The organism is Aerococcus sp. UMB1112A (genome assembly GCF_030230715.1).
In the GTDB taxonomy this organism is placed as follows: Bacteria; Bacillota; Bacilli; order Lactobacillales; family Aerococcaceae; genus Aerococcus.
Genome location: NZ_JASPDS010000003.1, coordinates 106036 through 132618, shown reverse-complemented (window position 1 = coordinate 132618; position 26583 = coordinate 106036). Strand labels below are relative to the sequence as shown.

23 protein-coding genes are annotated in these 26583 nt (G+C 46.7%); 22 read left to right on the top strand and 1 reads right to left on the bottom strand.

The genetic code is table 11. The annotated features are described in order from the left end of the window. The first annotated feature begins 92 nt into the window (after positions 1-92). The 18 genes from hpf to trxB all read left to right on the top strand — a co-directional run bounded on the left by hpf (position 93) and on the right by trxB (position 22168). Complete coding sequence (gene hpf, locus QP860_RS02785; protein ID WP_070616451.1) at positions 93-650, top strand: ribosome hibernation-promoting factor, HPF/YfiA family; 558 nt, start codon at positions 93-95, stop codon at positions 648-650. Positions 651-820: 170 nt separating this feature from the next. Further along, a protein-coding gene (gene prfB, locus QP860_RS02780) for a peptide chain release factor 2 (protein WP_371325967.1) occupies positions 821-1940 on the top strand; the annotation gives its coding sequence in 2 pieces (ribosomal slippage) (positions 821-880 and positions 882-1940; 1119 coding nt in all). 26 nt (positions 1941-1966) lie between these two features. Next, positions 1967-2743, top strand: coding sequence for a response regulator transcription factor (locus tag QP860_RS02775; RefSeq protein ID WP_070616455.1), 777 nt, complete (start codon positions 1967-1969; stop codon positions 2741-2743). Then, a complete protein-coding gene (gene pnpS / locus QP860_RS02770; RefSeq protein WP_070616457.1) occupies positions 2740-4578 on the top strand; it encodes a two-component system histidine kinase PnpS in 1839 nt (612 codons plus the stop codon). The genes QP860_RS02775 and pnpS overlap by 4 nt, the downstream gene beginning before the upstream one ends. A gap of 175 nt (positions 4579-4753) precedes the next feature. Further along, positions 4754-5650, top strand: a complete 897-nt coding sequence (locus QP860_RS02765; RefSeq protein WP_070616458.1) for a substrate-binding domain-containing protein — start codon at positions 4754-4756, stop codon at positions 5648-5650. Between the two features lie 96 nt (positions 5651-5746). After that, the gene (gene pstC / locus QP860_RS02760) at positions 5747-6625 is read left to right on the top strand and encodes a phosphate ABC transporter permease subunit PstC (protein WP_067974634.1); all 879 of its coding nucleotides are present in this window, start codon (positions 5747-5749) and stop codon (positions 6623-6625) included. Next, complete coding sequence (gene pstA, locus QP860_RS02755; RefSeq protein WP_070616460.1) at positions 6625-7443, top strand: phosphate ABC transporter permease PstA; 819 nt, start codon at positions 6625-6627, stop codon at positions 7441-7443. The genes pstC and pstA overlap by 1 nt, the downstream gene beginning before the upstream one ends. 1 nt (position 7444) lies before the next feature. Next, positions 7445-8236: a phosphate ABC transporter ATP-binding protein PstB gene (pstB, locus tag QP860_RS02750; RefSeq protein WP_070616463.1), complete on the top strand. Its 792-nt coding sequence runs from the start codon at positions 7445-7447 to the stop codon at positions 8234-8236. A 189-nt stretch (positions 8237-8425) separates the two neighbouring features. Then, positions 8426-11248, top strand: a complete 2823-nt coding sequence (uvrA, locus tag QP860_RS02745) for an excinuclease ABC subunit UvrA (protein ID WP_070616465.1) — start codon at positions 8426-8428, stop codon at positions 11246-11248. A 60-nt stretch (positions 11249-11308) separates the two neighbouring features. After that, positions 11309-12466, top strand: coding sequence for an exonuclease SbcCD subunit D (locus QP860_RS02740; protein WP_284912143.1), 1158 nt, complete (start codon positions 11309-11311; stop codon positions 12464-12466). After that, on the top strand, positions 12466-15558 hold the full coding sequence (locus tag QP860_RS02735; protein WP_070616469.1) for an AAA family ATPase: 3093 nt from the start codon (positions 12466-12468) through the stop codon (positions 15556-15558). The genes QP860_RS02740 and QP860_RS02735 overlap by 1 nt, the downstream gene beginning before the upstream one ends. 74 nt (positions 15559-15632) lie before the next feature. Continuing rightward, positions 15633-17000: a DUF4097 family beta strand repeat-containing protein gene (locus tag QP860_RS02730; protein ID WP_070616471.1), complete on the top strand. Its 1368-nt coding sequence runs from the start codon at positions 15633-15635 to the stop codon at positions 16998-17000. A 10-nt stretch (positions 17001-17010) separates the two neighbouring features. Then, positions 17011-17307 (top strand): PspC domain-containing protein, encoded by a 297-nt coding sequence (locus tag QP860_RS02725; RefSeq protein ID WP_070616473.1) that lies wholly within the window; start codon positions 17011-17013, stop codon positions 17305-17307. A gap of 154 nt (positions 17308-17461) precedes the next feature. Next, positions 17462-18397, top strand: a complete 936-nt coding sequence (hprK, locus tag QP860_RS02720; RefSeq protein WP_070616475.1) for an HPr(Ser) kinase/phosphatase — start codon at positions 17462-17464, stop codon at positions 18395-18397. A gap of 1 nt (position 18398) precedes the next feature. After that, positions 18399-19259, top strand: a complete 861-nt coding sequence (gene lgt, locus QP860_RS02715; protein WP_070616477.1) for a prolipoprotein diacylglyceryl transferase — start codon at positions 18399-18401, stop codon at positions 19257-19259. Then, positions 19260-20333, top strand: coding sequence for an NAD(P)H-dependent glycerol-3-phosphate dehydrogenase (locus tag QP860_RS02710; protein WP_070616479.1), 1074 nt, complete (start codon positions 19260-19262; stop codon positions 20331-20333). A gap of 22 nt (positions 20334-20355) precedes the next feature. Next, on the top strand, positions 20356-21237 hold the full coding sequence (galU, locus tag QP860_RS02705; protein ID WP_070616481.1) for a UTP--glucose-1-phosphate uridylyltransferase GalU: 882 nt from the start codon (positions 20356-20358) through the stop codon (positions 21235-21237). A gap of 4 nt (positions 21238-21241) precedes the next feature. Further along, complete coding sequence (gene trxB / locus QP860_RS02700) at positions 21242-22168, top strand: thioredoxin-disulfide reductase (protein WP_070616484.1); 927 nt, start codon at positions 21242-21244, stop codon at positions 22166-22168. A gap of 71 nt (positions 22169-22239) precedes the next feature. On the opposite strand, the gene QP860_RS02695 is transcribed toward trxB, so the two are convergent. Continuing rightward, positions 22240-23289, bottom strand: coding sequence for a hypothetical protein (locus QP860_RS02695; RefSeq protein ID WP_070616486.1), 1050 nt, complete (start codon positions 23287-23289; stop codon positions 22240-22242). Between the two features lie 365 nt (positions 23290-23654). Between QP860_RS02695 and QP860_RS02690 the strand changes: the two genes are divergently transcribed. The 4 genes from QP860_RS02690 to QP860_RS02675 are packed head-to-tail and all read left to right on the top strand — an operon-like array spanning position 23655 to position 26583. After that, the gene (locus QP860_RS02690; RefSeq protein WP_070616488.1) at positions 23655-24536 is read left to right on the top strand and encodes a DegV family protein; all 882 of its coding nucleotides are present in this window, start codon (positions 23655-23657) and stop codon (positions 24534-24536) included. 17 nt (positions 24537-24553) lie between these two features. Beyond that, the gene (locus QP860_RS02685; protein ID WP_083294261.1) at positions 24554-25015 is read left to right on the top strand and encodes an NUDIX hydrolase; all 462 of its coding nucleotides are present in this window, start codon (positions 24554-24556) and stop codon (positions 25013-25015) included. A 27-nt stretch (positions 25016-25042) separates the two neighbouring features. Next, positions 25043-25825, top strand: coding sequence for a CpsB/CapC family capsule biosynthesis tyrosine phosphatase (locus tag QP860_RS02680; RefSeq protein WP_070616490.1), 783 nt, complete (start codon positions 25043-25045; stop codon positions 25823-25825). 17 nt (positions 25826-25842) lie between these two features. Beyond that, the gene (locus QP860_RS02675) at positions 25843-26583 is read left to right on the top strand and encodes a YveK family protein (protein WP_070616493.1); all 741 of its coding nucleotides are present in this window, start codon (positions 25843-25845) and stop codon (positions 26581-26583) included.

Sequence of the window (26583 nt, the reverse complement as noted above, 5' to 3'; positions counted from 1 at the left end):
GAAAAAGAAAGCGTTATTTTTTATAATAAGATTAGAATCAAGAAAGCGAATGAGCTTTCGCCAGGAAACTGGTTAGAAAGGAATGAGTATTTATGTTTACTTATAATGTTAGGGGAGAAAATATTGAAATTACTCCGGCTATCCGTCAATATGCGGAAGATAAGATTAGTAAGCTAGAGAAATATTTCGATAATGATCCAGAGGCAACAGTATACGTGAATGCTAAGGTTTATCAAAACCATGATGCGAAAGCAGAAGTTACCATTCCTCTCCCACGATTGACGCTCCGTGCAGAAGTTACTTCACAAGACCTCTACGGGAGCATCGATTTAGTGGTAGATAAACTAGAGCGCCAAGTTCACAAGTATAAAACACGGATGAACCGCCGCTCTCGGGAAAAAGGACTCGGTGAAATTGCTGCTGATGAGCAGAAAACTGGGGGCGACGATCATGGGATTGAAATCGTTCGTCAAAAAACTTTCTCAGTTAAACCGATGTCAGCAGAAGAAGCTGTTCTCCAAATGGACTTACTCGGCCACAACTTCTTCATCTTTGAAAATGCAGAAACCGAAAGCTTTGCCTTAGTTTATAAACGTCATGATGGCAAATATGGTTTAATTGATATTGAAGAAGAGTTCACTAAAGACTAAGACAGTCTGTAAAAAATCATTTATCTTAAAGAGTCAGTCTCAGGCTGGCTCTTTTTGTGTGGATTTGCAAGCTGGCCGAAAGAGGATTCAACTTGTGCTTGCTAGAAATTCCTTTATAATTAGAATTGAAGGTTTTTAGCTAATTATATAGATAGAAAGTGTGGGATATAATGGAATTGTACGAAATTCGTCACTCGCTCGATGGAAACCGCGATCAATTGGAAAGCTTCAGGGGGTCTCTTTGACTTAGACAGTTTGGAAGAGACGATTGCTGAAAACGAAGCGAAAATGCTGGATCCATCCTTTTGGGACGATTCGGACAAGGCTCAGGAATTGATTCAAGCCAATAACCAGGCGAAGTCTGTTTATCAAACCTTCCATGACTTGGAGGAAGAGTACGAGGAACTTGAGACTCTCTATGAATTGGTCAATGAGGAACCTGATGATCCCGATCTTGGGACAGAATTGCAGGATAAGATGCAAGCTTTCACCCAAGCAATGGCTAAGTATGAACGAAACATGCTGCTCAGTGGCGAGTATGATAAGCTTTCAGCGATCGTTGAAGTTCATCCAGGAGCTGGGGGAACGGAATCCCAAGACTGGGCGAGTATGTTGACCCGGATGTACGAACGTTGGGCGAGCCAACATGGATATAAGATTAATTACTTAGACTATCAAGCTGGGGATGAAGCAGGCATTAAGACGGTTTCGATGGAAATTCTTGGCCACAATGCATATGGCCTCTTGAAGTCTGAACATGGGATTCATCGTTTGGTAAGAATTTCACCCTTTGATTCCAATAGTCGCCGGCATACCTCCTTTGCCTCAGTAGAGGTGATGCCAGAGATTGACCAACAGACAGAGATTGAGATTAATCCGGATGATATTGAAATGGACGTTTTTCGCGCGTCAGGGGCTGGGGGCCAGCATGTTAACAAGACATCATCAGCTGTCCGCCTCAAGCACTTGCCCACGGGAATTGTTGTTGCCTCTCAAGACCAGCGTTCCCAGTTCCAGAACCGGGAAGTCGCCATGCGGATGCTCCAAGCTAAATTGGCTCGAATTCTAGAAGAAGAAAACGCCAAAGAGTTGGATGAAATCCGCGGCGAGAAATCTCAGATTGCCTGGGGCTCTCAGATCCGATCTTATGTTTTCCATCCTTATAACATGGTCAAGGACCACCGAACGAATTGCGAAACAGGCGATGTCGATGGGGTGATGGATGGCGAGATTGATCTCTTTATTGATGCCTATCTTAAGGCTCAGTTGGATAATGAAGTTGAGAATTAAGTCGTGATGAAGATGGGGTGTAAGGAATGAAAAAGGTACTAATTGTTGATGATGAAGCGTCAATTCGTAAGTTATTGCAATTTAACTTAGAGAAGGAAGGCTATGACGTGACGACGGCGGAAGATGGTAACCGGGGTTACGAATTAGGGAAAAGCAATGACTTTGACTTGATCATCTTGGATATTATGTTGCCGGGTATTGATGGGATGGAAATTTGCCGCCGTCTCCGGCAAAAAAATATCGAAACAGCCATCCTCATGCTAACAGCTAAGGACCAAGAGTTGGAGAAGATTATCGGGCTTGAACTAGGGGCGGATGACTATATGACGAAGCCCTTCAGTCCACGCGAAGTCTTGGCACGGATGAAGGCGATCCTGCGCCGTTCTACTCGGCAATCGGAAGAAAAAGCCAAGTCCCAAGCAGAGGCTGACTCCTTGCGCCAACATGTAGCAGAAAATTCTTATCCTGTTCCAGTGGATGACTTAGAGGAAGATGAGTTGGTCAAGGTGGGAGATATTATCATCAATACGGGAGACTTTTCCGTTAGCGTGCGCGGCCAGCTTGTTGACATGACACCTAAAGAATTTGACTTGCTTTATTATATGTCCAAACGGGTGAACCGGACTCTATCGCGGGAACAATTGCTTCAGAAAATATGGGATTTTGACTATCCGGTTGAAACACGTATTGTGGATGTTCACATCAGCCATTTGCGTGAGAAAATTGAAGAGGATACCAAGAAACCACAGTATATTAAGACGGTTCGGGGCTTCGGCTATAAGTTTGAGGTTCCTAAGCCATGAAGCGGCTCACAGCACGTTTAACGGGTCTTTTTGCCCTACTTTTTATTCTCTATAGTTTTCTCTTTGCCTATAATGCCAACTTAGTGGTGGAACACGCTGTCGGTGAGGAAACGCAGGAACAGATGACAGAGACAGCTGCTACCTTGCGCAAATCTTTTATGTCCTTGGATGAAGAAAATATTCAAAATCGTGACCGCAAATGGGTGGGAATGATCAATAACTTGATTGGTGTTCTCAACCCAGCTGAGCGGATCATTATTTATGATATGGATAAGCGGGAATTAATTGCTATGGGGAATGCTGACTTGCCTGCTGCACCTCGAGAAAGTCAAGCTTTTGACAGAGCCTGGGCCAATACGACAGATTTTAAGACCCATGATAACAATTCCGAAGATAATACCATCTACCAGTACACGGAATTTATGCGCAATAGCAAGGGCGATCCCATCGCTTATATTCAAATTATCCGGGCGGTGTCCGATCTTTCTGCTGCCCAATCACGTTTGATGGGGATTGCTTTTATTTGTTCGATACTGGCTATGGCAGTCTTGTTAGCCTTGCTTTATTACTATTTCAAACGTTTATCGAATCCTGTCCAGGCTATTACCAGGATTGTTGATGATCTCTCCCATAATGATTATCAGAGTCGCTATGAAAGTAAGGGGATCGAGGAGTTCGATGAAATCGGTCGCAATATTAACGGTCTTGCAGAGAATTTAGAACGGCAGCAGGGACAGATTCTAACCCAACAGAAACGCTTAAACCAGCTGATTGACTACTTGATTGTTGGGGTCCTTCTTATTGATGACCAGCAGCGTATCCAGGTAAGTAACTCAGCCTTCTTTACGATACTAGGTATTGAGACGAATGATATTTGGGGCAAGCGCTATGATAATGTGCTCCATGGTTACCGGCTCAAACAGATGATTGAGAATTGTTTTCAAGACAAGAGTAATTACAACGATGAGGTTTATTTATACTATCCCAAAGAGGTTATCTTAGATGTGAATGTGATTTATATCGAGGAATCGCCGGCGGGTCCTGATACGGGGAGCCAGGTAATTGTCCTGATCTATGATATTACGGAGATTAGACGCTTAGAGAAGGTTCGAACAGATTTTATTTCCAATGCCTCCCACGAGCTGAAGACGCCAATTACCTCGATCCAAGGCTTTGCTGAAACCCTCTTGGATGGGGCCTTGGAAGATCCTGACTTGGCCCAGGAATTTGTCGGTATCATAGCTTCTGAAAGTAATCGTTTAACCTCTTTAATTTCGGATATTTTGGACTTGTCTAAGATTGAACAGGATCAGATTGGTCATAAGGTAGAAAGTATCGACCTGGAAGTTCTGGCTAACGGTGCTGTGGTGCAAGCGGAAGAACTAGCCTTGCGGAAAGGAATCTCACTCCATACAGTGAATCTTCGAGAGGAGCCGATTATTTTCAATAGTGAAGCTGGCCGGATCGATCAAATATTAACGAATCTCGTGAACAATGGGATCAAGTACACCAATCCTGGTGGCGATGTCTGGATTATCTTAGACCTGATGGAAGCAGAGGGTTATGTTCATATTAGCGTCAAGGATAATGGTGTCGGGATCCCCCGTGAAGACCTGCCCCGTATTTTTGAACGCTTTTACCGGGTGAGCAAGGATCGGTCCACCAATTCAGGAGGGACAGGACTCGGTTTATCTATTGTTCGTAACTTGGTCAATAGCATGAACGGGAAGATCCATGTAGAGAGTCAGTATGGTCAGGGCTCTTGTTTCAATGTCTATCTGCCTATGCTCGACTTAGAAGATAATGATGACGGAATTGAGATTTTAGAAGAATAGTTTTTTTAATTTTAATTTATAACAAACTTTACACAAAATTTACAAAACTTTAACATTACTCGCGGATTTTTAGCCCAAACTATACAAGAAATTTACATTTAACGTGTATGATTAATATATAGCAAAAATTATTAATCCAAATGAACTCCAAGAGTTTAGGAAGGACGGTTAATTCATGGTAGAAATGAAGAAGTTTTCAAAATTAATCACTGTATTAGGGAGTGCGGCTCTATTAGCAGCATGTGGTAACTCAGCTAGCGATAGCGGTGATTCTGAAGCTGATGCAGGTGGCGCTTCTGGTGCTCCTGAAGGTTTAATCCAAGTGATCAGCCGTGAAGAAGGATCTGGTACACGTGATGCCTTTGTTGAAATTACAGGTGTTAAAGAAGGCGACAACGATAACACAACGGATGTGGCAGATATCCAAAACTCAACAGACGGCGTGATGACTTCTGTCGCTGGGGACCCAGCAGCTATTGGCTACATTTCTTTAGGGTCATTAAACGATACCGTTAAGGCCTTAAATGTCAATGGGGTTGAGCCAACTGAAGAAAATGTTGCCTCTGGTGACTATGCGATTGCTCGTCCATTTAATATTGTTCACAAGGGCGACTTAGAAGGCGCAGCTCAAGACTTCCATGACTTCATCTTCTCTAAGGAAGGCCAAGACATTATCTTAGCTGAAGGCTATGTACCAGTGAAGAGCGATGCTGAGGCTTATGCCGGCGACGGTTCTGCAGAAGGAAATATCAATATCTCTGGTTCCACTTCTGTTGGCCCTGTTATGGAAAAATTAAAAGAAGAATATGAAAAGTTAAACCCAGGTGTAAGCATTAACATCACCCAAAACGGTTCTGGTGCAGGGGTACAAGCTGCCCAAGAAGGAACCGCTGATATCGGTATGGCTTCCCGTGAACTTAAGGAAGACGAAACAGATGTTGAAGCAGAAGCAATTGCCCAAGATGGGATTGCTGTTATTGTAAATAATGAAAATGGTTTAGGAGATATTACTTTAGAAAGTGTTAAAGGTATCTTCGTGGGTGAAATCACAGATTGGTCAGAAGTTAAATAGTGACCTAGCTTAAGAAGAGAGGAGGACAGCTACTATTGAACACTAGTAGCTGTTTTCCAATGTTTATGAGACTTGTATATTTTAGAGGAGAAAGCAATGAATCAAAATAATACACTTGAAGTCGTAATGAAGTGGATTTTCTTCATCTGCGCCTTGCTGTCTATCTTTGCTTTAGCAGCAATTTGCTACTTCATTTTTGCACGCAGTATTCCTTTCTTAGCTGACTATGGGCTGGGAAGCTTTCTGTTTGGTGATACTTGGAAGCCAACTAATGATATCTATGGGATTGCTCCAATGCTGGTTGGATCTTTCTATGTAACCTGCCTGGCTATTTTGTTTGGAGTTCCGACAGGCATTTTTACAGCAGTCTTTATGGCTTTCTACTGCCCTGACAAATTGCATAAAATCCTTAAACCAGGGGTCAACTTGATGGCTGGGATTCCATCCATCGTCTATGGTTACTTCGGTTTGGTGGTTTTAGTTCCGATTATCCGTAAGACAGTTCGGTCGATGGGAATTCCTTCCAGCGGGATGAGTGTATTTACAGCTGGCCTAGTTTTGGGTATTATGATCTTACCGACTATTATTACCATGTCTGAATCATCCTTGCGTGCGGTTCCTAAGTCCTATTACCAAGCTTCTGTTGGTTTAGGGGCAACTCACGACCGGACAGCCTACCGCATTATGGTACCAGCTGCTCGCTCGGGGATTCTGGCCTCCGTTATTATGGGGATTGGCCGGGCTGTCGGCGAAACCATGGCGGTTATCATGGTAGCCGGGAACGCAGCTGTCTTCCCTAAAGGTCTTTTCCAAGGGACCCGGACCATGACAGCTAACATTATGTTAGAAATGGCCTATGCATCTGGCGACCACCGGAGCGCTCTCATTGCAACTGGGGCTGTACTCTTTGTCATCGTCCTAATGATCAACGGGATCTTAGCAGTTGTTAAACGCAAAGGAGGCGTGCAAGGCTAATGGATAAAGCATTAAAGTACCTAACCTATTTCTTTACTATCGTAACTTTTGCTTGGCTTATCTATATTATCGGCTATGTGTTAATTAACGGGATTCCTTACCTATCAGCAGACCTTTTTGCCTTTGAGTATACAACTGATAATGTGTCGATGATGCCCGCCATTATCACAACTATTTATGTGATCCTAGGTGCCTTGTTAATTGCTGTACCTTTGGGGGTATTCGCTGGTTTTTATTTGATTGAATATGCTGGTAAGAATAATAAATGGGTAGAAGCCATTCGGGTAGCTTCTGATACCTTATCAGGGGTTCCATCCATTGTTTATGGTTTGTTCGGGATGCTAGCCTTTGTTATTGCTGCTGGCTTCCAATATTCATTACTAGCAGGTATCTTGACCATGGCGGTTATGGTCCTTCCATTAATTATTCGGAATACCGAAGAAGGTTTGATGTCTGTCAGCGATAAGATGCGTGAAGGGAGCTTTGGTTTAGGGGCTGGTAAACTACGGACCATCTTCAAGATCGTTTTACCAGTGGCTATGCCTGGTATCCTATCCGGTATTATCTTAGCGATTGGACGGATTGTTGGGGAAACGGCGGCTCTTATGTACACCTTAGGGACCGCAACTAGCTTGCCCGATAGCTTATTTGCATCTGGTCGGACACTGGCCTTACACATGTATATTTTATCAACAGAAGGCTTGCACCGTGACCAAGCCATGGCAACAGGTGTGGTCTTACTATTATTTGTATTAATTATCAACGGATTATCGACTTGGTTATCCAATAAATTAGGAGCTCAAGGGGGACAAAAATAAAATGGCAGAAGAACACAAAGTAACAATGACTGCTCGGAATATGAGCCTATTTTATGGCAATTTCCAAGCCTTGGAAGATATCGATATGGATATTTATGAAAAACAGGTAACCGCCTTAATCGGCCCATCAGGTTCAGGGAAATCAACCTTCTTAAAGAGTTTAAATCGTATGAATGATTTAATTGAAGGTTGCAAAATTACAGGTGAGATTGCTTTAGATGGTAAGGATATCTATGCCAAGGATGTCAATGTTAACCACTTGAGAAAACGGGTGGGGATGGTTTTCCAACAACCTAACCCCTTCCCTATGAGCATCTATGACAATGTAGCTTATGGGCCACGGACTCACGGGACTACAGATAAGGCAGAATTAGATGAAATCGTGGAAACTTCTCTTAAAGGGGCTGCCATCTGGGATGAAGTCAAAGACGACCTTAACAAGTCTGGTTTAGCGATTTCTGGTGGTCAGCAGCAACGGGTATGTATCGCACGTGCCCTTGCAGTAAAACCTGAAATCTTACTGATGGATGAACCAACTTCAGCTTTGGACCCAATTTCAACCCTTAAGATTGAAGAACTTGTTCAAGAGTTGAAAGAAAAATATACTATTGTTATCGTAACCCACAATATGCAGCAAGCAGCCCGGGTATCTGATTATACAGCATTCTTCTATGCTGACCCTGATCGAGCGCCTGGTCATTCACGGATTATTGAATTCGGACCAACCGAACAAATCTTCAATAATCCAAATAACGAGCAGACAGCCGATTATGTTGCAGGACGTTTTGGTTAATCAAATTATATTTTATCCAGCCGGACCTCGAGTCCGGCTTATTTTTTTGCAAATCATTTGAGAATCGACTAGGAAAGCTTTAGAATGGGGCGTGGAGTATAATATAGTTAATTCCTTTGATCCATGCTATAATGAATTAGAACACTTGTTTGTATACATGGATAAATTGTCAAAGAAAGAGTGAAGTCTGTGAGAGATGAAATAGTGGTTCGTGGGGCGCGTTCTCACAATTTAAAAAATATTGATGTTGAAATTCCACGCAATGAAATGGTCGTTGTAACAGGCTTATCAGGTTCGGGAAAGTCTTCTCTAGCTTTCGATACGCTCTATGCGGAGGGACAGCGCCGTTATATTGAAAGCCTGTCAGCCTTCGCTCGTCAATTCTTAGGGAATTCTCGTAAAGCAGATGTTGATAGTATCGATGGGCTGAGTCCCGCTATCTCAATTGACCAGAAGACAACCAACCGAAATCCTCGGTCGACTGTAGGAACGATTACGGAAGTGAACGACTACCTACGTTTACTCTATGCCCGGGTAGGCCACCCCATCTGTCCCAATGATGGGACACCGATTGCTAGTCAGTCCATTGACCAGATGATTGAGCGGGCGGAGTCCTTGGAAGAGAGAACCCGCGTCCAGGTCATGGCACCAGTGGTTTACGGCAAGAAGGGCCAGCATAAACGTTTGCTAGAAAAGATCCAACAGCAGGGCTATGTCCGGGTTCAAATTGATGGCGAGCTCTATGATATCGAGGACATTCCAGAACTGAATAAAAATCAGAAACATAATATTAATATTGTGATTGATCGTTTAGTCATTAAGGACGGTATCCGGACGCGTTTAGCAGATTCTTTGGAGACCGCCCTCCGCCTAACGGATGGCTATGCCCTTTTGGATATCATTGATGGGGAAGAGATCCTTTTTTCTGAGCATTATGCCTGCCCCCTGTGTGGCTTTACCGTAGGGGAACTGGAACCTCGACTCTTTTCTTTCAATGCACCCTATGGACGTTGTGAAGTATGCGATGGTTTGGGGCAGAAATTGGTGGTTGACTTGGACTTACTGGTACCTGATCCGTCCAAAAGTCTAGAAGAGGGCGCCATTCAGGCTTGGAATTCTAATTGGTCAGGCTACTATCCTACCCTCTTAAAACAAGCAGCGGAAGCCTTTGATATTCCTTTCGACAAAGCTTTTGAAGACCTGACAGAAGAGCAGAGGGACTTATTGCTCTATGGCTCTAAGGATGAGACCTTCCATTTTCACTATGTTAATGACTTTGGCAAGGTCCAAGATAAGGATATGACCTTTGAAGGAGTCGCTAATAATGTCAGCCGGCGTTACCATAACAGTTCCTCCAATATGGTGCGCGACAATATGCGGCAATACCTGGCCGAATTGCCTTGTGACAAGTGCCATGGCAAACGCTTGAATGAGCGAGCCCTCTGTGTCAAGGTCGAAGGTGAGGATATAGCCGAAGTAACGGCCATGCCGATTGAGAAAACGATCCACTTCTTTAAGCAACTCCACTTGGGGGAACAGGATAGTGAAATTGCTGAACCTATTCTTGAAGAATTACGGTCTCGGCTGGGTTTCTTACAAGAAGTTGGCCTTGATTATTTAACACTCGATCGTTCAGCTGGCAGCTTATCGGGTGGGGAAGCCCAACGTATTCGTTTGGCTACCCAGATTGGATCTAACCTATCGGGTATCATGTATGTCCTAGATGAGCCTTCGATAGGCCTCCATCAAAGAGACAATGACCGCCTGATCCGTTCTCTGCAGAGAATGCGTGATTTAGGGAATACCCTCATCGTAGTGGAACACGACGAGGAGACCATGTGGGCAGCGGATTATCTTATCGATATGGGACCAGGTGCTGGTGAGCACGGGGGAGAAGTCGTGGCTAGCGGCACACCCCAAGAAGTGGCTCAAAATCCTGATTCGCTGACAGGCCGCTATCTGAGTGGGGACCTGGCCATTGAAGTCCCATCCGAACGTCGTCAGGAAGATAAAGGCTGGCTAGAGATTAAGGGCGCCCGCCAGAATAACCTGAAAGGGATCGATGTCCGCCTACCTATTGGGCGTTTGGATGTCGTGACTGGCGTTTCTGGCTCGGGTAAGAGTTCGCTGATCAACGAAGTCCTTAAGAAAACCTTGACGCGCGACCTCAACCGGGCACAAATTCATCCCGGCAAGGCAGATAGTGTTTCTGGTTATGAGGGCCTAGACAAGATTATTGATATTGACCAGAGTCCAATCGGCCGGACACCCCGGTCGAATCCAGCGACCTATACCTCTGTTTTCGACGATATTCGGGAACTCTTTGCCCAAACCAATGAGGCGAAGATCCGTGGCTACAATAAGGGACGCTTCTCCTTTAATGTCAAAGGAGGGCGCTGTGAGGCCTGCAAGGGTGACGGTATCCTTAAGGTAGAAATGCACTTCTTGCCAGATGTCTATGTGCCTTGCGAGCTCTGCAAGGGGACCCGCTACAATGCGGAGACCTTGGAAGTCACTTATAAAGGAAAGAATATTGCGGAGGTCTTGGACATGCGGGCTGAGGAAGCTTTGGACTTCTTCTCTGCGGTGCCAAAGATCAAGCGTAAATTGCAGACCATGGTGGATGTAGGCTTGGGCTATGTTAGCCTGGGTCAACCTGCGCCTTCGCTTTCCGGTGGTGAAGCCCAACGGATGAAATTAGCTAGTGAGCTCCAGCGCGTGGCGACAGGGAAGACGGTCTATATCCTTGATGAACCAACGACCGGCTTACATAGTCATGATATTAAGCGTCTCTTAGAGGTCCTCCAGCGTCTAGTGGATGCGGGGAACACGGTGATTATTATTGAACATAATCTAGATGTGATTAAAACTGCTGATTATATTGTTGACTTGGGACCAGAAGGCGGTGAAAAGGGTGGCCAGCTCGTTGCTTGCGGGACCCCTGAGGAAGTGGCCCAAGTGGAAGCTTCCTACACCGGTCAATACCTAAAACCATTGCTGGAAAATGAATAAGTTGTGTCAAAGAGGGTGGACGAATTTACCAGCCTCTTTTTCACCGAGTGAGGAGTCCATATGAAAATTATCCATACTTCCGATTGGCATATCGGAAAAGTGATCAACGAAAGAAGTCTGCTCGATGACCAGGCGGAAGTTTTAACGGCATGGATCAGTCAGGTAGCAGAGATGGAGCCCGATCTTGTGATTATTGCGGGGGATCTTTATGATCGGTCGCTTCCTAATCGCGAGAGTGTCCACCTGTGCAATCAATTATTGACCCAGATGTCGGAAGAAATCGCTTGCCCTATTTGTATTATCTCGGGCAACCATGATAGCGGGGAGCGGATCGACTATGCTTCTGCTATCTTAGAAAAGGAGGGTCTGTACCTAGAGGGGATGGTTAAAAAAGAAATCCGCCGTGTCTGTCTGGAAGAGGCCGATGTTTATCTTCTGCCCTACAGTGACTATGGTCAAATCCAAAAGTTATACCCTGACCAGACAATCCGCTCGATGGCCGATGCGCTAGCGGCTCAAATCCAAACCATTAAAGCGGGGGACTGGCAACCTGACCGCCTCAACCTCTTAGTCTTCCATGGCTATGTAACCAATGTCGATTTGGACGAGGCGGGGGCAGATTTAGAGCATACAGAGTCTGAGCGTCCCCTGAGCATGGGGAACTCTGCCTATGTGCCTGCTGATCTCTTTGAGGATTTTGACTATGTCGCCCTAGGGCACTTGCACGGCCGCCAGTTTGTTAAGAACCAGCATATCTACTACAGCGGCTCTCCCTTAAAATACTCAAAATCGGAAGCCCGTCAGCGGAAGGTCTTTTTGGAAGTTGATCTGACCAAGGAAGACTTGACCGTTACCCCCCATCCCATCCATCCTAAATATGATTTGCGGCAGATAAAGGGGACTTTTGAAGACTTAATGGCCGACCAGTCCGATGACTACCTCTATGTGGAATTGACCGATGCCCAGCCTGTCCATGAAGCGATGGTACGCTTGCGCAAAGTCTATCCCCACATTATGGCCTTGACCTACTCGGCCCTAGAAGTCGATCAACCACAATCTGAAACGGGTTACCAGGCCCAGCAAAAAGAAGCTTTAGGCCAGGTCTTTGCCGAGTTTTATGAAGATCAAACGGGTCAGGTCTTGACGGCTTACCAAGAGCAAGTGGTTAAGCAAGTCATGGCTGAGGCCCAAGGCAGAGGAGAGGAGGTACGTGACTAATGAAACCGATTATATTAGAGATGCAAGCTTTTGGCCCCTATCGTGAGCGGATGCAGATTGATTTCCGGGACCTAGGCCAGACCCAGCTTTTCCTAATTACAGGCCCTACTGGCGCTGGTAAGACGACCATATTCGATGCCATTGTCTATGCCCTCTATGGGAAGACCAGCGGCAGTTCGCGCCAGGAGGCTGAGCTCAAATCAGACTTAGCTAGTGACCATGAACTGTCCTATGTTTATTTGAGCTTTGAACTTGGCGGAAAGACTTATTCCGTTAAACGCATCCCCCAGCAAAAGGGCCCCAGTCCTAAAACCCAACGCCCGATTAATCTGAAGGCAAATGTAACTTTCGACCGAGGGGACCGTGTCTTCCAAAAGACCCAAGAAGCTAACCAGGCCCTAGAAGAACTATTAGGCCTCAGTGTCGACCAGTTCCGACAAATTGTGATGCTCCCCCAGGGTGAATTTAAGCAGCTATTAGAGGCCCCTAGCCGTGAAAAAGAGGTCATCTTCCGCAAGATTTTTACGACCTACCAGCTTAAAAACTTCCAGGATGACCTCCTAGCCAAGAAACAAACTTTAGAGAAAGAAATGGGCCAAGACTACCAAGCCCTTAAAGAGGATCAAGCGGCTATCCTGGACTTGTTAGATGAAGCGAGTCAAGAAGCTTTAAGAGAAGCTGCTAATCAAGAAGATTTCGCCTCTTTTGGGGACCAAGTGGCGGAGGCTTTGGAAGACCAGCGAGCAAGTGTTAAGGCAGCGGAAAAGAAGATCGGAGATGGGCAAGCAGAAAGTCAGGCGCTAAACCAACATTTAGAACGCTTAAAAGAAGCGGACCGCTTGGCCCAAGTACAAGCTGACCTAGACCAAAAGTCTTCGGTCTATCATAAGGCCAAAGCGGACTGGGACTTCTATCAAAAAACGCGGCCCCTAGCTAAGAATCAAGCTGATTTGGAACAATTGGCGGAAGTCATTAGCCAGGAAAGAAAGCGGCTGGGGGAAGTCGAAGCAGAAGCTAGCCGATACCAGGCCGCTAAAGAAGCTGCTCAAAGCAGCTTAGAAGCCAGTCAAGACTCCTATGCCCAAGTCGACGACTGGGAGGAAGAGCTGGCCCAGATGCGTTTGGAGGAACATGACTTAAAGTCCTGGTTGAAAAAACGGGAAAATATCCAAGCACTTGACCAATCCATCCAGGCGAGTCAAAAGAAACTTCTTGCCCTTCAGGAAAACCAAGCAAGGCTTGAGCAAAAGATTGACCTAGCTAAAGAAAAAGCTCAGCAGATCCAGGCTCACTGGTTGAATCCTGACGACTTGCTTAAGGAGCGCTACCAATTGGAAAATAAGCAGGCAGCTTATGCGACTTACCGCCACTTAATGGCAAGTAAGCAGGAGCAGGCAGACCAGTTTAGCCAGCTTGAGCTAGCCTACCAAGCAGCTCAAGAGACTTGGCGGCAGACTCAGTCGGCGCTTGAGGCAGGCCGGCTCAGGGAACAAGCGGATTATCTGGGCAAGTTAGCGGCTGACTTAGTCCCTGGCCAGGCTTGTCCGCTTTGTGGGAGCTTGGACCATCCAGTACCTTATGAAGGGACAAGTGACCAAGAGGGGCCGGTGCCAGATATAGCCAGTTTAGAAACTGAGGAGCGCCAGGCCTACCAGGATTTGACCCAGCTGGGTAGCCAGCTGGGCTATGCCCAAAAAGAATTTCAGCAGCTTATAAACCAGCTGGAAGACCAGGCAAAAGAAGGGGGCTTCTCCTCTGACTTGTCAGAAGAAGACCGTCGCCTAAAAGACCAAGCGGACCAGCTATTAGCCAAAGAGAAGGCCCAAGCCCAGCGCCAAAGGGACTATGACCAGGTCCAAGAAGATCTCGTGACCTACCAAGCAAAACAAGTTGCGGTCAAACAAGAAGAAGGTCAGCTCAGGGAACGTTTGGATAACCAGGAAAGTCAGTATAAGGACTTAAAAGAGGACATGCAGGCTTTGGCTGCCCAGCTAAACTACCAGGAAATGGATGCCCTCCTGGCTGCTGAAAAAGAACTTGAACAGAAAATTCAAAAGGTAAAAGAGGCCTATCAAAAAGCTCAAGCCAGCTTCCAAGCAGCAAGTGACCAAGTGGTTCGCTTAAAAGCACAAAAAGATGGCTTGGAAGAGAGCCTGGGACGGCAAGACCAGCGTTACCAAGAGGGCTGGTCGCACTTCCAGGCTAGCCTAGCCGATTTTGATCTCACGGCCGAAGACCTTTCTACCTACCACCGTGCGGATAAAGATTGGTCAGCTGTGGAGAAATTTTGGCGAAATTATGAACAAGACCGTTATGCTCTGGACCAACAAATAGCCAAGAACCGTCAAGCCTTGGCTACTAGGGAGGAGACTCTAGACCTTGACCAAACTCAAGCCCGTCTCAAGGAAGTAAGCGATCAAGTTCAAAAAGAACAAAAATTCCGGGATAGTCGCTTGACCCAGCTGGCCCGCCTAGATCAGCTCGACCAGGCCTTCAGTGCCCGCTTAGCCCGCTACCAAGCTCAATCCCAACATTACGGGGAATTGGTCTTACTTGCTGAAGTCGCTAACGGGACACGGTCAGGCAGCCAACGTATTTCTTTTGAGCGCTATATCTTAGCTTATTACTTTGATCAGATCATCCAGCAGGCCAATCGACGCTTTAAGCAGATGACGAGCGGTCGCTACCAGTTCTTGCGAGACCACACAGACAAGGGGGGGATAGCTGCTAAGGGTTTAGACTTGGCAGTAATGGATTATTATTCCGGTAGCAGCCGCAGCGTCCAGTCCCTATCAGGGGGTGAGAGCTTTAAGGCTTCACTCTCCCTGGCCCTAGCCTTAAGCGATGTAATTCAAAACCATGCAGGCGGGATAGAAATTTCGACCCTCTTCATTGATGAAGGCTTTGGCAGCTTAGATGAAGAGTCCCTCCACCAGGCTATGGATACCTTGATTGAGCTCCAGGAAGCCAGTGGCCGCTTGATTGCGATTATTTCCCATGTGGAGGAATTGAAGCAGGAGCTGCCAGTTCAATTGGCAGTGACAGCCAGTCCAGCAGGCAGCCGCTGTGCCTTTCGGGGGCTTACTGGATAAATACATCTCAGGGCCTATGCTAAAGCTTGAAAAAATTGAGATAATAGGGTCAAGATAAACAAGGAGGCGACACGATGAGTGAGGACAAACAACGGATATTGAAATTAGTTCAAGAAGGTTTACTCAGTCGAGAAGAAGCCTTGGTGCTTTTAGAACAGCGCCAAGCTAAAGAAAGTGATAGCCAAAAGCAGAAGCAGGGCCTCTCATTTGAAGAAGCACAAGCCTTGGCGGAATTCTATGAAGACCAAGGCCAGGATGACTTAGCCCAAGCTATTCTGAAAAATTACTATTTAGATCGCGAAGAAAAATTAGAAGCTGAATTAGATGTCAAGGAGGCTGCCTTAGAAGAACTGGGGTTGGCTGAATCAGCGGACGAAGCGGAGTCCAAGTTGGCCTTAGAAGAAGAGATCAAGGGTCTTAAAGCAGAATTGGCTTGCTTGCGGGACCAAGCTAGTCAATCAAATAACGACTCAGCAGACGAGCCAGTAGAGGAGCCAAAAGCAAAGACCGACCAGGAAGAGAAATCAGGCTTGGGGCAAATGTTCAAGGACCTTAAGACGGCCGTTGAAGGAACGGTTCACTTTGACAGGGGCCGGTCGGGAATCCCCCGTCCCCACTTAGTCACCCGGCAATTTGAGGAGCGCTTTACTTTTGACGAGATCGCCAAGGATTTTGATTTTTCAATCTCTAAGGGAGATATTCTGGTTGAAGTCGCCGAGATCGACCAGGTGGAAGTCTTAGTGACAGGGACTATCCTAGGTAAGTACCAGGAAGAAAGCGTTGAAGAGGCCTTTAGAAAAAGAACCCTGATTGAAAACCAAGGCGGATGTTTACGTTTTGAATTAAATAACCGCCTGCTGTCTACTAATATCCGCTTGCGCCTGCCCAAAGTAAAATTCAGCCAATTGAATTTTAGGAGTTTATTAGGAGGCATCCAGCTGACTGGTTTAGAAGCGGAAAGCCTGGATCTTTATACCATTGATGGGGATATCCGGGTCGCTGAGTGCCAGGCAAACAGTGGCCGGGTGAATACCAAGAATGGTTTAGTGGTCTTGGACCAAGTTGCCTTTGACCATCTGGATGCGCAGACAGCCAATGGGGACCAGCGCTTTATTGGAGAGGTTCGCGAGCTGGCCATGGACACCCTGAATGGGAACTTGCGGTTGACGGTGACAAGCCCAGACTTAGAGACCGTTAACTGCCAGACCACTTCGGGAGATGTCAAGCTCAATGTCAACCCAGCAACGAGTTTGAATGCTGACCTGCGTTCCAATAATGGGACAATACGTTGGCGGCAAGAAAGCTTTAAGGTAGAAACCTTGGCTGATTCTCGCTTTAACCAAGCGAAGAGCATATATTATTTAGGCGAGACACGCCCTGCCCAAATCAACCTGTCATCCGTTTCTGGAGATATCTGGTTGAAGGCAGAGGCTAAGCAATAGGAGGCTAATCATGACAAAAAAATTAAGAAGATCCAAAACAGACCGCGTTCTAACCGGCTTACTAGGGGGCCTGGCAGCTTATTTTGGCGTCAGCTCAACCCTTATTCGCTGGCTTTACGCCATCTTCACTTTCTTCAATCCCTTCCTCATCCTGATCTACATCGTGGCGGCTTATTTGATTCCAAGTGAAGGAAAGCCTTTTAAGCGCAAAGCTGAGAAAACCCACCGCCACCCCCGAGGTTTTGGACGCATTAAAGAAGCGGAACACATTGATGATGATCAACAGGAAAATTGGAATGACTTTTAACCTATAACAAAAAGAAGCTAATTTGTTTCAGCTTCTTTTTTATTTTCTTTGCCTGCCTAAGGAGCGGTCCTTGATGTCGGTGAAGCTTCTTGGGGGAATCTATGGTAAAATAGGAGAAAAACAGCATTGATGCGAAGGATGGAAGGAGTTCTACATGGCGGTAGTTACAGTTCGTGAGCTAGTAGAGGCACTCAAGATGAATATTATTTCTGGCGAGGACTATCTAGATCGAGAGATCATAGTATCAGATATTTCACGCCCGGGATTGGAATTGACCGGTTATTTTAATTATTATCCTGAAGAACGGATCCAACTTTTTGGCCGCAATGAGCATTCTTTTATGAGCAAGATGACCAGTGAAGAACGTTTATTGGTGATGCGGCGTCTGGCCCGGGATAAGACACCGGTCTTTGTTTTTTCTCGCGACTTGCGGCCGGAGTATGAGGTGATCCAGGCAGCTAATGAAAACCATATTCCGGTGATTGGAATCAATACCTCGACCACCCACCTCTCTTCTCGTCTGACGACCTATCTTCAGGAACGTTTGGCAACCCGTACCTCGCGCCATGGCGTCTTTGTTGAGGTTTATGGTTTAGGTGTGCTCATTATGGGCGAGAGTGGCGTTGGTAAGTCGGAAGCTGCCCTCGAGCTGGTTAAGAATGGACACCGCCTGGTTGCCGATGATCGGGTTGAACTCTATCAAAGAGATGAGTATACAATTATGGGGGAGGCACCCGCTATTCTTGAAAACATGATGGAAATTCGGGGCCTGGGTATTATTAATATTATGACCCTCTACGGCGCAGGAGCTGTTCGCCAGAAGCAGCAGGTGAACTTGATTATCCAGTTGAAACTCTGGCACAAAGGGGACAAGTATGACCGTTTGGGAACCGCTGCCGAAGAGGAGGATATCTTTGGAGTGAAGGTGGCTAAGATTACTGTTCCGGTTCAGATGGGGCGGAATATTTCGAGCATCGTCGAAGTGGCCGCCATGAATTTCCGAGCCAATGATCTTGGCTATAATTCTGCCAAGGAATTTGAGGATCGTTTGACGCATTTAATCGAAACTAACAGCCAAGAGGAAGGATAATATGTTGAGTGACTATGTTTTAGCAGCCATTGATCCCGTCGCTTTCGAGCTATTTGGCTGGCCCATTCGTTGGTATGGGATTATCATAGCTGGTGGAATCCTTTTAGCTATTCAATTGGGTAGCCGTGAAATTAAGCGGCGGGGCTGGTCTGAGGATTTAATTTTAGATGTCTTGGTATGGGCCATTCCCATTGGCTTTATCGGAGCCAGACTGTATTATGTGATCTTTGAATGGGATTATTATAGCCAGCACTTGGATGAGATTATCCAAATTTGGAATGGTGGGATTGCCATCTATGGGGGAGTTTTAGCAGCCCTATTGACTATTTACCTTTATTGTCGGTCTAAGGGCTGGCGCTTCCTGCTTTTGACGGACGTGATGGCTCCTTACCTCCTGCTTGCCCAAGCTATTGGTCGCTGGGGAAATTTTGTTAACCAGGAGGCCCATGGAGGCCCCGTGTCGGTAGAATTTCTTCGTGACCGCCTCCACTTACCTGATTTTATTGTGGAAGGTATGCAGATCGACGGGGTTTACTACCATCCGACCTTTCTTTACGAGTCATTATGGAACCTTTTAGGGGTTGCGGTTCTCTTGTATTTACGTAATATTAGGGGCAGACTGAGAGTAGGGGAGACGACCTTCCTCTACTTGATCTGGTATGGGATCGGACGCTTCCTTATTGAGGGGCTGCGGACAGATAGCCTCTATTGGGGCCCCTTCCGTGTCTCTCAAGTCTTATCCTTAGTCTTGGTGCTTATTGGCCTAGGCGCAATTATCTGGCGGCGCTGGAAAAAAGCTCCCACTCCCTACCAGGAAGCGAGTCTCTATGCGATTGAACAGAAGAAAACGGAGGAGAACTAAATGCAAAGTTATCGTGTTGCTGTACTAGGCGCTGGCTCTTGGGGGTCGGCTCTAGCCATGGTATTAAATGACAACCAACACCAGGTTCGGCTCTGGACCATTGATGCAAAGCAAGCAGAAGAGATCCGTCAGACCCGGATTAATGCTGGCTACCTGCCCGACCTGCACCTGGCTGAGGATATCTTAGTGACGACGGATCTAAGCGAGGCACTCAAGCAAGCTGATATGGTCTGCTTTGTGGTGCCGACCAAGGCTATCCGGTCTGTCAGTCAACAAGTGAAGGAAGTTTTAGCTTCTGATCAAACTTCGGAAGCAGACAAGCCGCCGCTTATCCTCCATGCTTCTAAGGGCTTGGAACAAGGCAGCCATTTGCGGATCAGTCAAATTATCGAAGAAGTCCTAGAAGACTGCGACTACCGTGGCATCGTGGCACTGTCTGGACCAAGTCATGCAGAAGAGGTGGCTGTCCGCCATATCACAACGATCACAGCAGCGAGCCAAGACTTAGAAGCGGCCAAGGAAGTCCAAGCCGTCTTCCTCAACCGCTATTTCCGGGTTTATACCAACACTGACTGTATCGGTGTGGAATTGGGTGGGGCCCTGAAGAATATTATTGCGGTCGCGGCCGGCGGGGTAGATGGCTTAAACTATGGGGATAACACCAAGGCAGCCTTGATCACACGTGGTTTAGCCGAAATTACCCGCTTGGGCCTGGCTATGGGTGCAGATCCTCTAACTTTTTCTGGCTTAAGCGGGGTGGGCGACCTCATTGTAACCTGTAACAGCGTCCACTCTCGGAATTGGCGGGCCGGCAACCAGATTGCTCAGGGAGCTAGCCCTGAAGAAGTAGAAGCTAAGATGGGTATGGTCGTCGAAGGGATTCCAACCACCAAGGCGGCATATGAATTAGCGGCTGACTTGGGTGTCGATATGCCCATTACCAATGCTCTCTACGCTATTCTCTATGAAGGCATGCCGGTGGAAGAAGCCCTAACCCAGCTGATGATGCGGGAGGGTAAGGAAGAAGCCCAATTACGAAGCGCATTAATTGACTATCTGGCGAAAAGAACTTAAAGTAATTTCTTAAGGAGGACTTATGAAAAAAGTACGTAAAGCAATTATTCCAGCAGCTGGTTTTGGCACCCGTTTCTTACCGGCAACCAAGGCCATGGCTAAAGAGATGCTACCGATTGTCAATAAGCCAACCATCCAATTTATTGTGGAAGAGGCATTAGCGTCGGGAATAGAAGATATTTTAATCATCACGGGTAAGAGTAAACGCCCTCTAGAAGACTACTTTGATTCGAATATTGAACTCGAGGGCGTCCTCAAGCAGAAGGGTGAGGACCAATTACTAGAACTAATTCAGGAGAACGTTGGGCTTAACCTCTACTTTAAGCGCCAATCCTACCCACTAGGCCTCGGCCATGCGGTCCTTCAAGCCAAGGCTTTTGTTGGCGACGAACCCTTTGTGGTCATGCTCGGGGACGATTTGATGGTAGATGAGGAACCTTTAACCAAGCAATTAATTGGCGCCTATAATGAGACCCATGCTTCCAACATTGCCGTGATGCCTGTTGCCGAGGAAGATACCGATAAGTATGGAATCATCGATCCTGAAGCTAAGTTCCGTGATGGCATCTACAATGTCCGTCGCTTTGTCGAAAAACCGGATCCTTCTGTAGCGCCTTCTAACTTGGCTATTATTGGGCGTTATTTATTAACACCTGAAATCTTCGGCCTTTTAGAAACCCAAAAAGCAGGAGCAGGCAATGAGATCCAATTGACCGACGCGATTGATCGTTTGAATCGTACCCAGCGAGTATTTGCTTACGAATTTACGGGCCAACGCTATGATGTCGGGGATAAGCTTGGCTATATGAAGACAACCATCGAGTATGGTTTAGGCCAAGAGAGTATCCGCCAAGGCCTGACCGACTACCTCCTGAGTCTTGAGGACGAATTAAATAAGGAGTGAGAGAATGACTGAAGAAATTAAACAATATGACGTCTTAGTTATTGGCTGTGGGCCAGCGGGGATGACCGCAGCCCTCTATACCTCACGGGCAGCCCTATCGGTTTTAATCTTAGAGCGGGGTGTACCGGGGGGCGAGCTCTTGAATACAGCTGAAGTGGAAAACTATCCAGGCTTCCCTAGCATCCAAGGGCCAGACCTGGCGACCAGCATGTATGAAGGGGCCATGCGTTTCGGGGCAGATTATGCCTACGGGAATGTTAAAGCGATTCATCCTGGCCAACCCTACCATACGATTGAAACCGATACTGAAACCTACCAAGCTAAGGCGATTGTGATTGCAACGGGGTCCACCCACCGCCTCCTGGATGTGCCTGGTGAGGCTGACTATGCTGGGCGCGGGGTTAGCTACTGTGCTGTTTGCGACGGAGCTTTCTTCAAGGATGGTAAGTTGATCGTTGTAGGTGGAGGAGACTCAGCTGTTGAAGAAGGGGCTTACTTGACCCAGTATGCCAAGCAAGTGACCATTGTCCACCGACGCGACCAGTTGCGGGCCCAAGCGATTCTTCAAGAGCGGGCCTTTGCTAATGAGAAGATTGATTTCACCTGGGATGCCCAAGTCCAAGAAATTCTAGGCGACGGTCAGAAGGTGACGGGGGTTCGAATTGTTAAGAAGGATGGGAGTTCGTATGTCGAAGACTGTGATGGGGTCTTTATCTATATTGGCCTCCTCCCCAACCAAGCTGGCTTTGATGACCTTGGCATCACCGATGAGGAAGGCTGGGTCATTACTGACGAGAACATGTTGACGAAAATTCCTGGTATCTTCGCTGCTGGAGATATCCGTCAAAAGAAATTGCGGCAAATTTCAACCGCAGTTGGTGACGGTGGTCAAGCTGGCCAAGAAGCCTACAATTATATTCAAAGCTTATAACAAAATAATGCCAACAAAAAAAGCGCCCGGCTAAAGGCGCTTTTTGTCTGCCTAGCAATAGCTAGTTTAGACTAGATATGATTTTCATTGGCTTCTTCTGTGACGAATTTTGTCCCGAAGTAACCACCAAGAGCTGAGAGAATGGCACCAAGTAAGAGTCCGACAAAGGCCCAGATTGAAGCTTGAGCAGTCGTGTCAGAAGCTTTGTTGGCTTCATTCCGTAATTGTGCAATCGCGTCTTGAGCCTCAGACTTGGTTTGGTCAAGCGCTTGGCTAGCTTGGTCAATTTGTTGACGGGCTTCGCTTGCTGCACGGTTATAACCCTCGACAATATTTTGAGTCGTTTGTTCAGCTTCCGCTTGGGATAAATCAGAGTTAGATTCGATGGCATTGGCAACGGCTTGTTCATCCACGTTTTCCGTGATGCTTTCTGTCCGTGCTTGCAATTGATTACTTAATTGGTCAAAGATAGCATCTGAATTCTCAGGATTCGTTACCAAGTCTTTAGCAGCTTGGCTGATGTCGTCACTTGCCCCTTGGAGCTGCCCCTTCAAGTATTCTGGTTGAAGCTCTTTAATATTGGTATCACGTAGGACGTCGTTGACATCGTTTTCTAGGCTTTGGATGTCGCTTTGGTTCACATCAATTTGGTCAGTGAGGGCATTAACGCCATTGGAGACACTATCAGCTGCTGAGGAAGTTACACTTTCAAGGCTTTGACCGGCTGTCTGTGCTACTTGGCCAAAGAAAGTCCCCACAGATGACAGGATCGACACGGTAGCGACTGAAAGTAAAATAAAGGTTGCGATGGTTGATACAGCCCAGGTTAAGAAACCGTGAACCACACCCACGCGACGGGCGGTAATCCCAGAAACAAAGCCAGCCCCTAAGAACGAAAGGATTAATTGGATAACGGTCCAAATCAAGACCCCGGTTCCAACGCCTGACATTGGGTCGCTCGCTTTAGGACTCACTGTCCCGAAGCCAATGGCATTACCAATAAAGCCGAGGGTGATCATTAAGGCGATAAAAGTAACAACGCCTGCAAAGATCGCTCCCCATGATAGGTTGTAGCCGGCTTCTTTGTCGCCAGCTCCTAGATAACGATTAAATCTATGCATAAATAATTCCTCCTTTTTCATTAATTTAATCTTTATGTATGATAAATTCAAGGCATAAGCCTTGCCATGACGGGCATTTGGAGCATTCTCTCGTGTAAGCGCCCTCTTTTAAGAGAATAAAAACAATAATTGTATTGAAATTGAAGAAGAAAGCCAATGAAAAAACTTGCCTCAGTGAGTATTTATATATTTTTAAAAATTAATCAGGAGGCATGAAGACAAGATTGTGCTAGACTTAGGAAGAGGCTTTACCCGCCGCTTTCATATCATTTAAAGGTCAGATTTGTTATAATAAACATATACGCTTGCTTGCAAGCGAGACTCTATGAATGAAGTTATTTTGCGATAACTTGGAAAGGTTAGATATGAAAACAGCTTATATTATTGACAGTACAGCGTCCTTACCGGAAGCTTACCAAGACCATCCCGATGTCTATCAAGTTTACCTATCGATTCATTATGCGAATGGCAATAGCTTGCGTGACACGACCGACCCCGAAGCCCTACAGCGTTTCTACGAAGACTTACCCAAAGAAGAAGAGATTCCGACGACTTCCCAGCCCCAACCCCAGCAGTTCTACGATATTATGGACGACTTAGTGGCGGAAGGCTATGAAGCAGTTTACGGTTTTTTCTTGTCTGCGGACTTGAGTGGGACCTATCAAACCGCCTATTCAGTCATGCACGAGTATGATGATCGCTTAAGAGTCCATGTGATTGATTCTAAGTCGATTTCTCTAGCTATTGAAGCCCTGCTTGACCATACGATACGGCTTCAAGAAGCCGGGGCTAGTGAAGCAGAGATCCTTGACCACCTGGAAAAAATGGTTGATCAGACAGCACTTTTATGTTGCTTTGAAGACTTGTCTTACCTGGTTAAGGGAGGGCGAGCTGGTAATGCTTCGGCCCTCATTGGGAAAATATTGAATATCTTCCCTGTGCTAGAGGTCCATAGCAAGGTAGAAGTTTTTGCTAAGGTGCGGTCGCGTAAACGTGTTTATGCGACAATTGTTGATGAAATCGAGAAGCGGATCCAGGACTATCCTGATGGGGTGGAGCGGCTGATCGTTTTGGATGCCCTCAATCCAGAAGGGGTGGCAGCCCTAGAGCAAGCTTTTACAGCTGCCTATCCCCATATTAAGGTGGAAAAGACTTATCTAACCCCAGTAATTGGTATCCATGCAGGTCGGGATGCTTATGGCGTGATTGCCGTTCCTAATTTACCCCGCCGCTACCAAGCCAATTAAAGAAGAGGAGGCAGGACTTGCAATTAACGAGTTTAGTTTATCTGATTGATGGCGATGAGGTCCTTATGCTCCATCGAACTAAGAAAGCTAATGATATCAACCATAATAAATGGTTAGGTGTAGGCGGTAAGTTCGAATGGGGTGAGAGCCCTTTAGAATGTGCCCAAAGAGAAGTGAAGGAAGAAACGGGTCAAGAGCTTCTAGAAGCCCAGGCCCGGGGCGTGATCACTTTTTTCTTTGCGGATGATGCTCCCCTCTACATCTTCCTCTATACTGGTCGCTTGGCTTCTCGGCAAGTGATCCAGACCTATGAAGGGGACTTGGAATGGGTTAAGCGCGACCAGATTCCCGATTTAGAACTCTGGGAAGGGGATCGGATTTTCCTTAAGAAATTATTTGAAAGCGACCAGTATATCGATATGAAATTAAGCTATGATGGGGAGAGCCGTTTGCTTGCTTGTGAAGATTTCTCCCAGTAGCCGAGTGACTGAGAGGAGTTGATGCGTGTGCTTGTTGATGTTCATACCCATATTCTTCCGGAAGTGGAGGAAGGCCTGCGTTTTGAAGATACCTTACCCAGGGTCAATCAAATCTTACAAGCAGGCACTAGCCATGTCTTGTCGCTAGCTCCCTACCAGCACGATACGACCACCGCGCCGCTCGCTAAATTAGAAGCTGTCGCTGAGGCCTACCAGGAGGCGCTCGACCGCAGAGGCTTGCCCCTCCTTCTTTATCCAGGGCACGAAGCCTTGTTAGAAGCAAGCTTAGCTGATGATGTCTTGGCGGGTAAAGTTTCTTTCGCAGACCTCAACCAACGCTATTTATTCATTCGTTTTCCCGACCAAGATTTGCCCGCCTGTACCCAGGAAGTTCTCTTCAGCTTGCTTGCCCATAATATTCGGCCCATTATTAGCCAACCTGAAAAGCAAGCCTGCTTTCAAAAAAACCCTCAGCTCCTCTATGATATTTGTGAGCAGGGGTGCAGTATTCAAGCTTCAGCGACTTCCTTGCTCCCCTCCAGCCCAGCTCCCGCTTACCGTTTGGCCTGGGACCTAGTTGAGCGCCGCTATCTCCATGTGATTGCCTCAGGGGCTTTCTGTGCTAGCGATTCCTGGCGAGGGGACAGTTTGGCTAGCGTTTACCAATACTTAGAAGAAAAATATGGTGAAAGTTTTAGCTTTGATTTAAAACAAAATGCCATTAGTTTATTGAATGGCGATCCCATGGTGACCCATTATCAGTTGAAGAAGAAACGGACATTTTTTGACTTCTTCAAGCGCCAAAAGTAAGAAGAAAGGTGGTTCTTATGGCGAAGAAACAGCGCAAACCTCTAACCGAGATTCTAAAAATTATGAAAAATAAGCTGGCCTTTATCATTATGGCAACGGTTATCGGGATGATCCTGGCCAGCCTTATCTCCTTCCTCGTTCTTGAGCCCAAGTATGAAGGGACTGCCCAAGTGATTGTCCACCAAAATACGGAGGAACAAACGACTGCGCCCCTAGCTGATCAGGCTAAGACACTGACAGATACTTATAAGGAAATTATCGTAACACCAGCGGTTCTGGAACCGGTCGCTCAAGGAGCGGAGGAGGACTTGTCCTACCAGGCTCTGCGTGATCGGGTGCGTGTGACGACCAATGAGGAGTCCCTCGTGCTACAAATTGCAGTGGTCGACCATTCGCCCTACACGGCTTCCAACTTAGCCAACCAGATTGCCTCAAGCTTCGGCAAGCAGGTGAATGAAATCTATCCCAATAGCCAGGTCAAGCAAGTAGCTGATGCTAAAACCCATACGAAAAAAATCCGTCCTAAACCCGTTTGGGATATCTTGATCGGTGGTGGGCTAGCCTTCCTTCTCGCCTCGCTTTGGGCCCTCTGGCAGGCCTACCGCGATAAGACAGTCCGCAGCGAAGAGATTGTCAGCGAGATGGGTTGGCATTTAATTGGGGTCCTACCCGAAATGAGCCAGACTGAAGTGCGGGAAACCCGCTTCAAACGGAAGGGCCGGTCAGCTAACTATGATGACAATAAACGTCGCATCTAG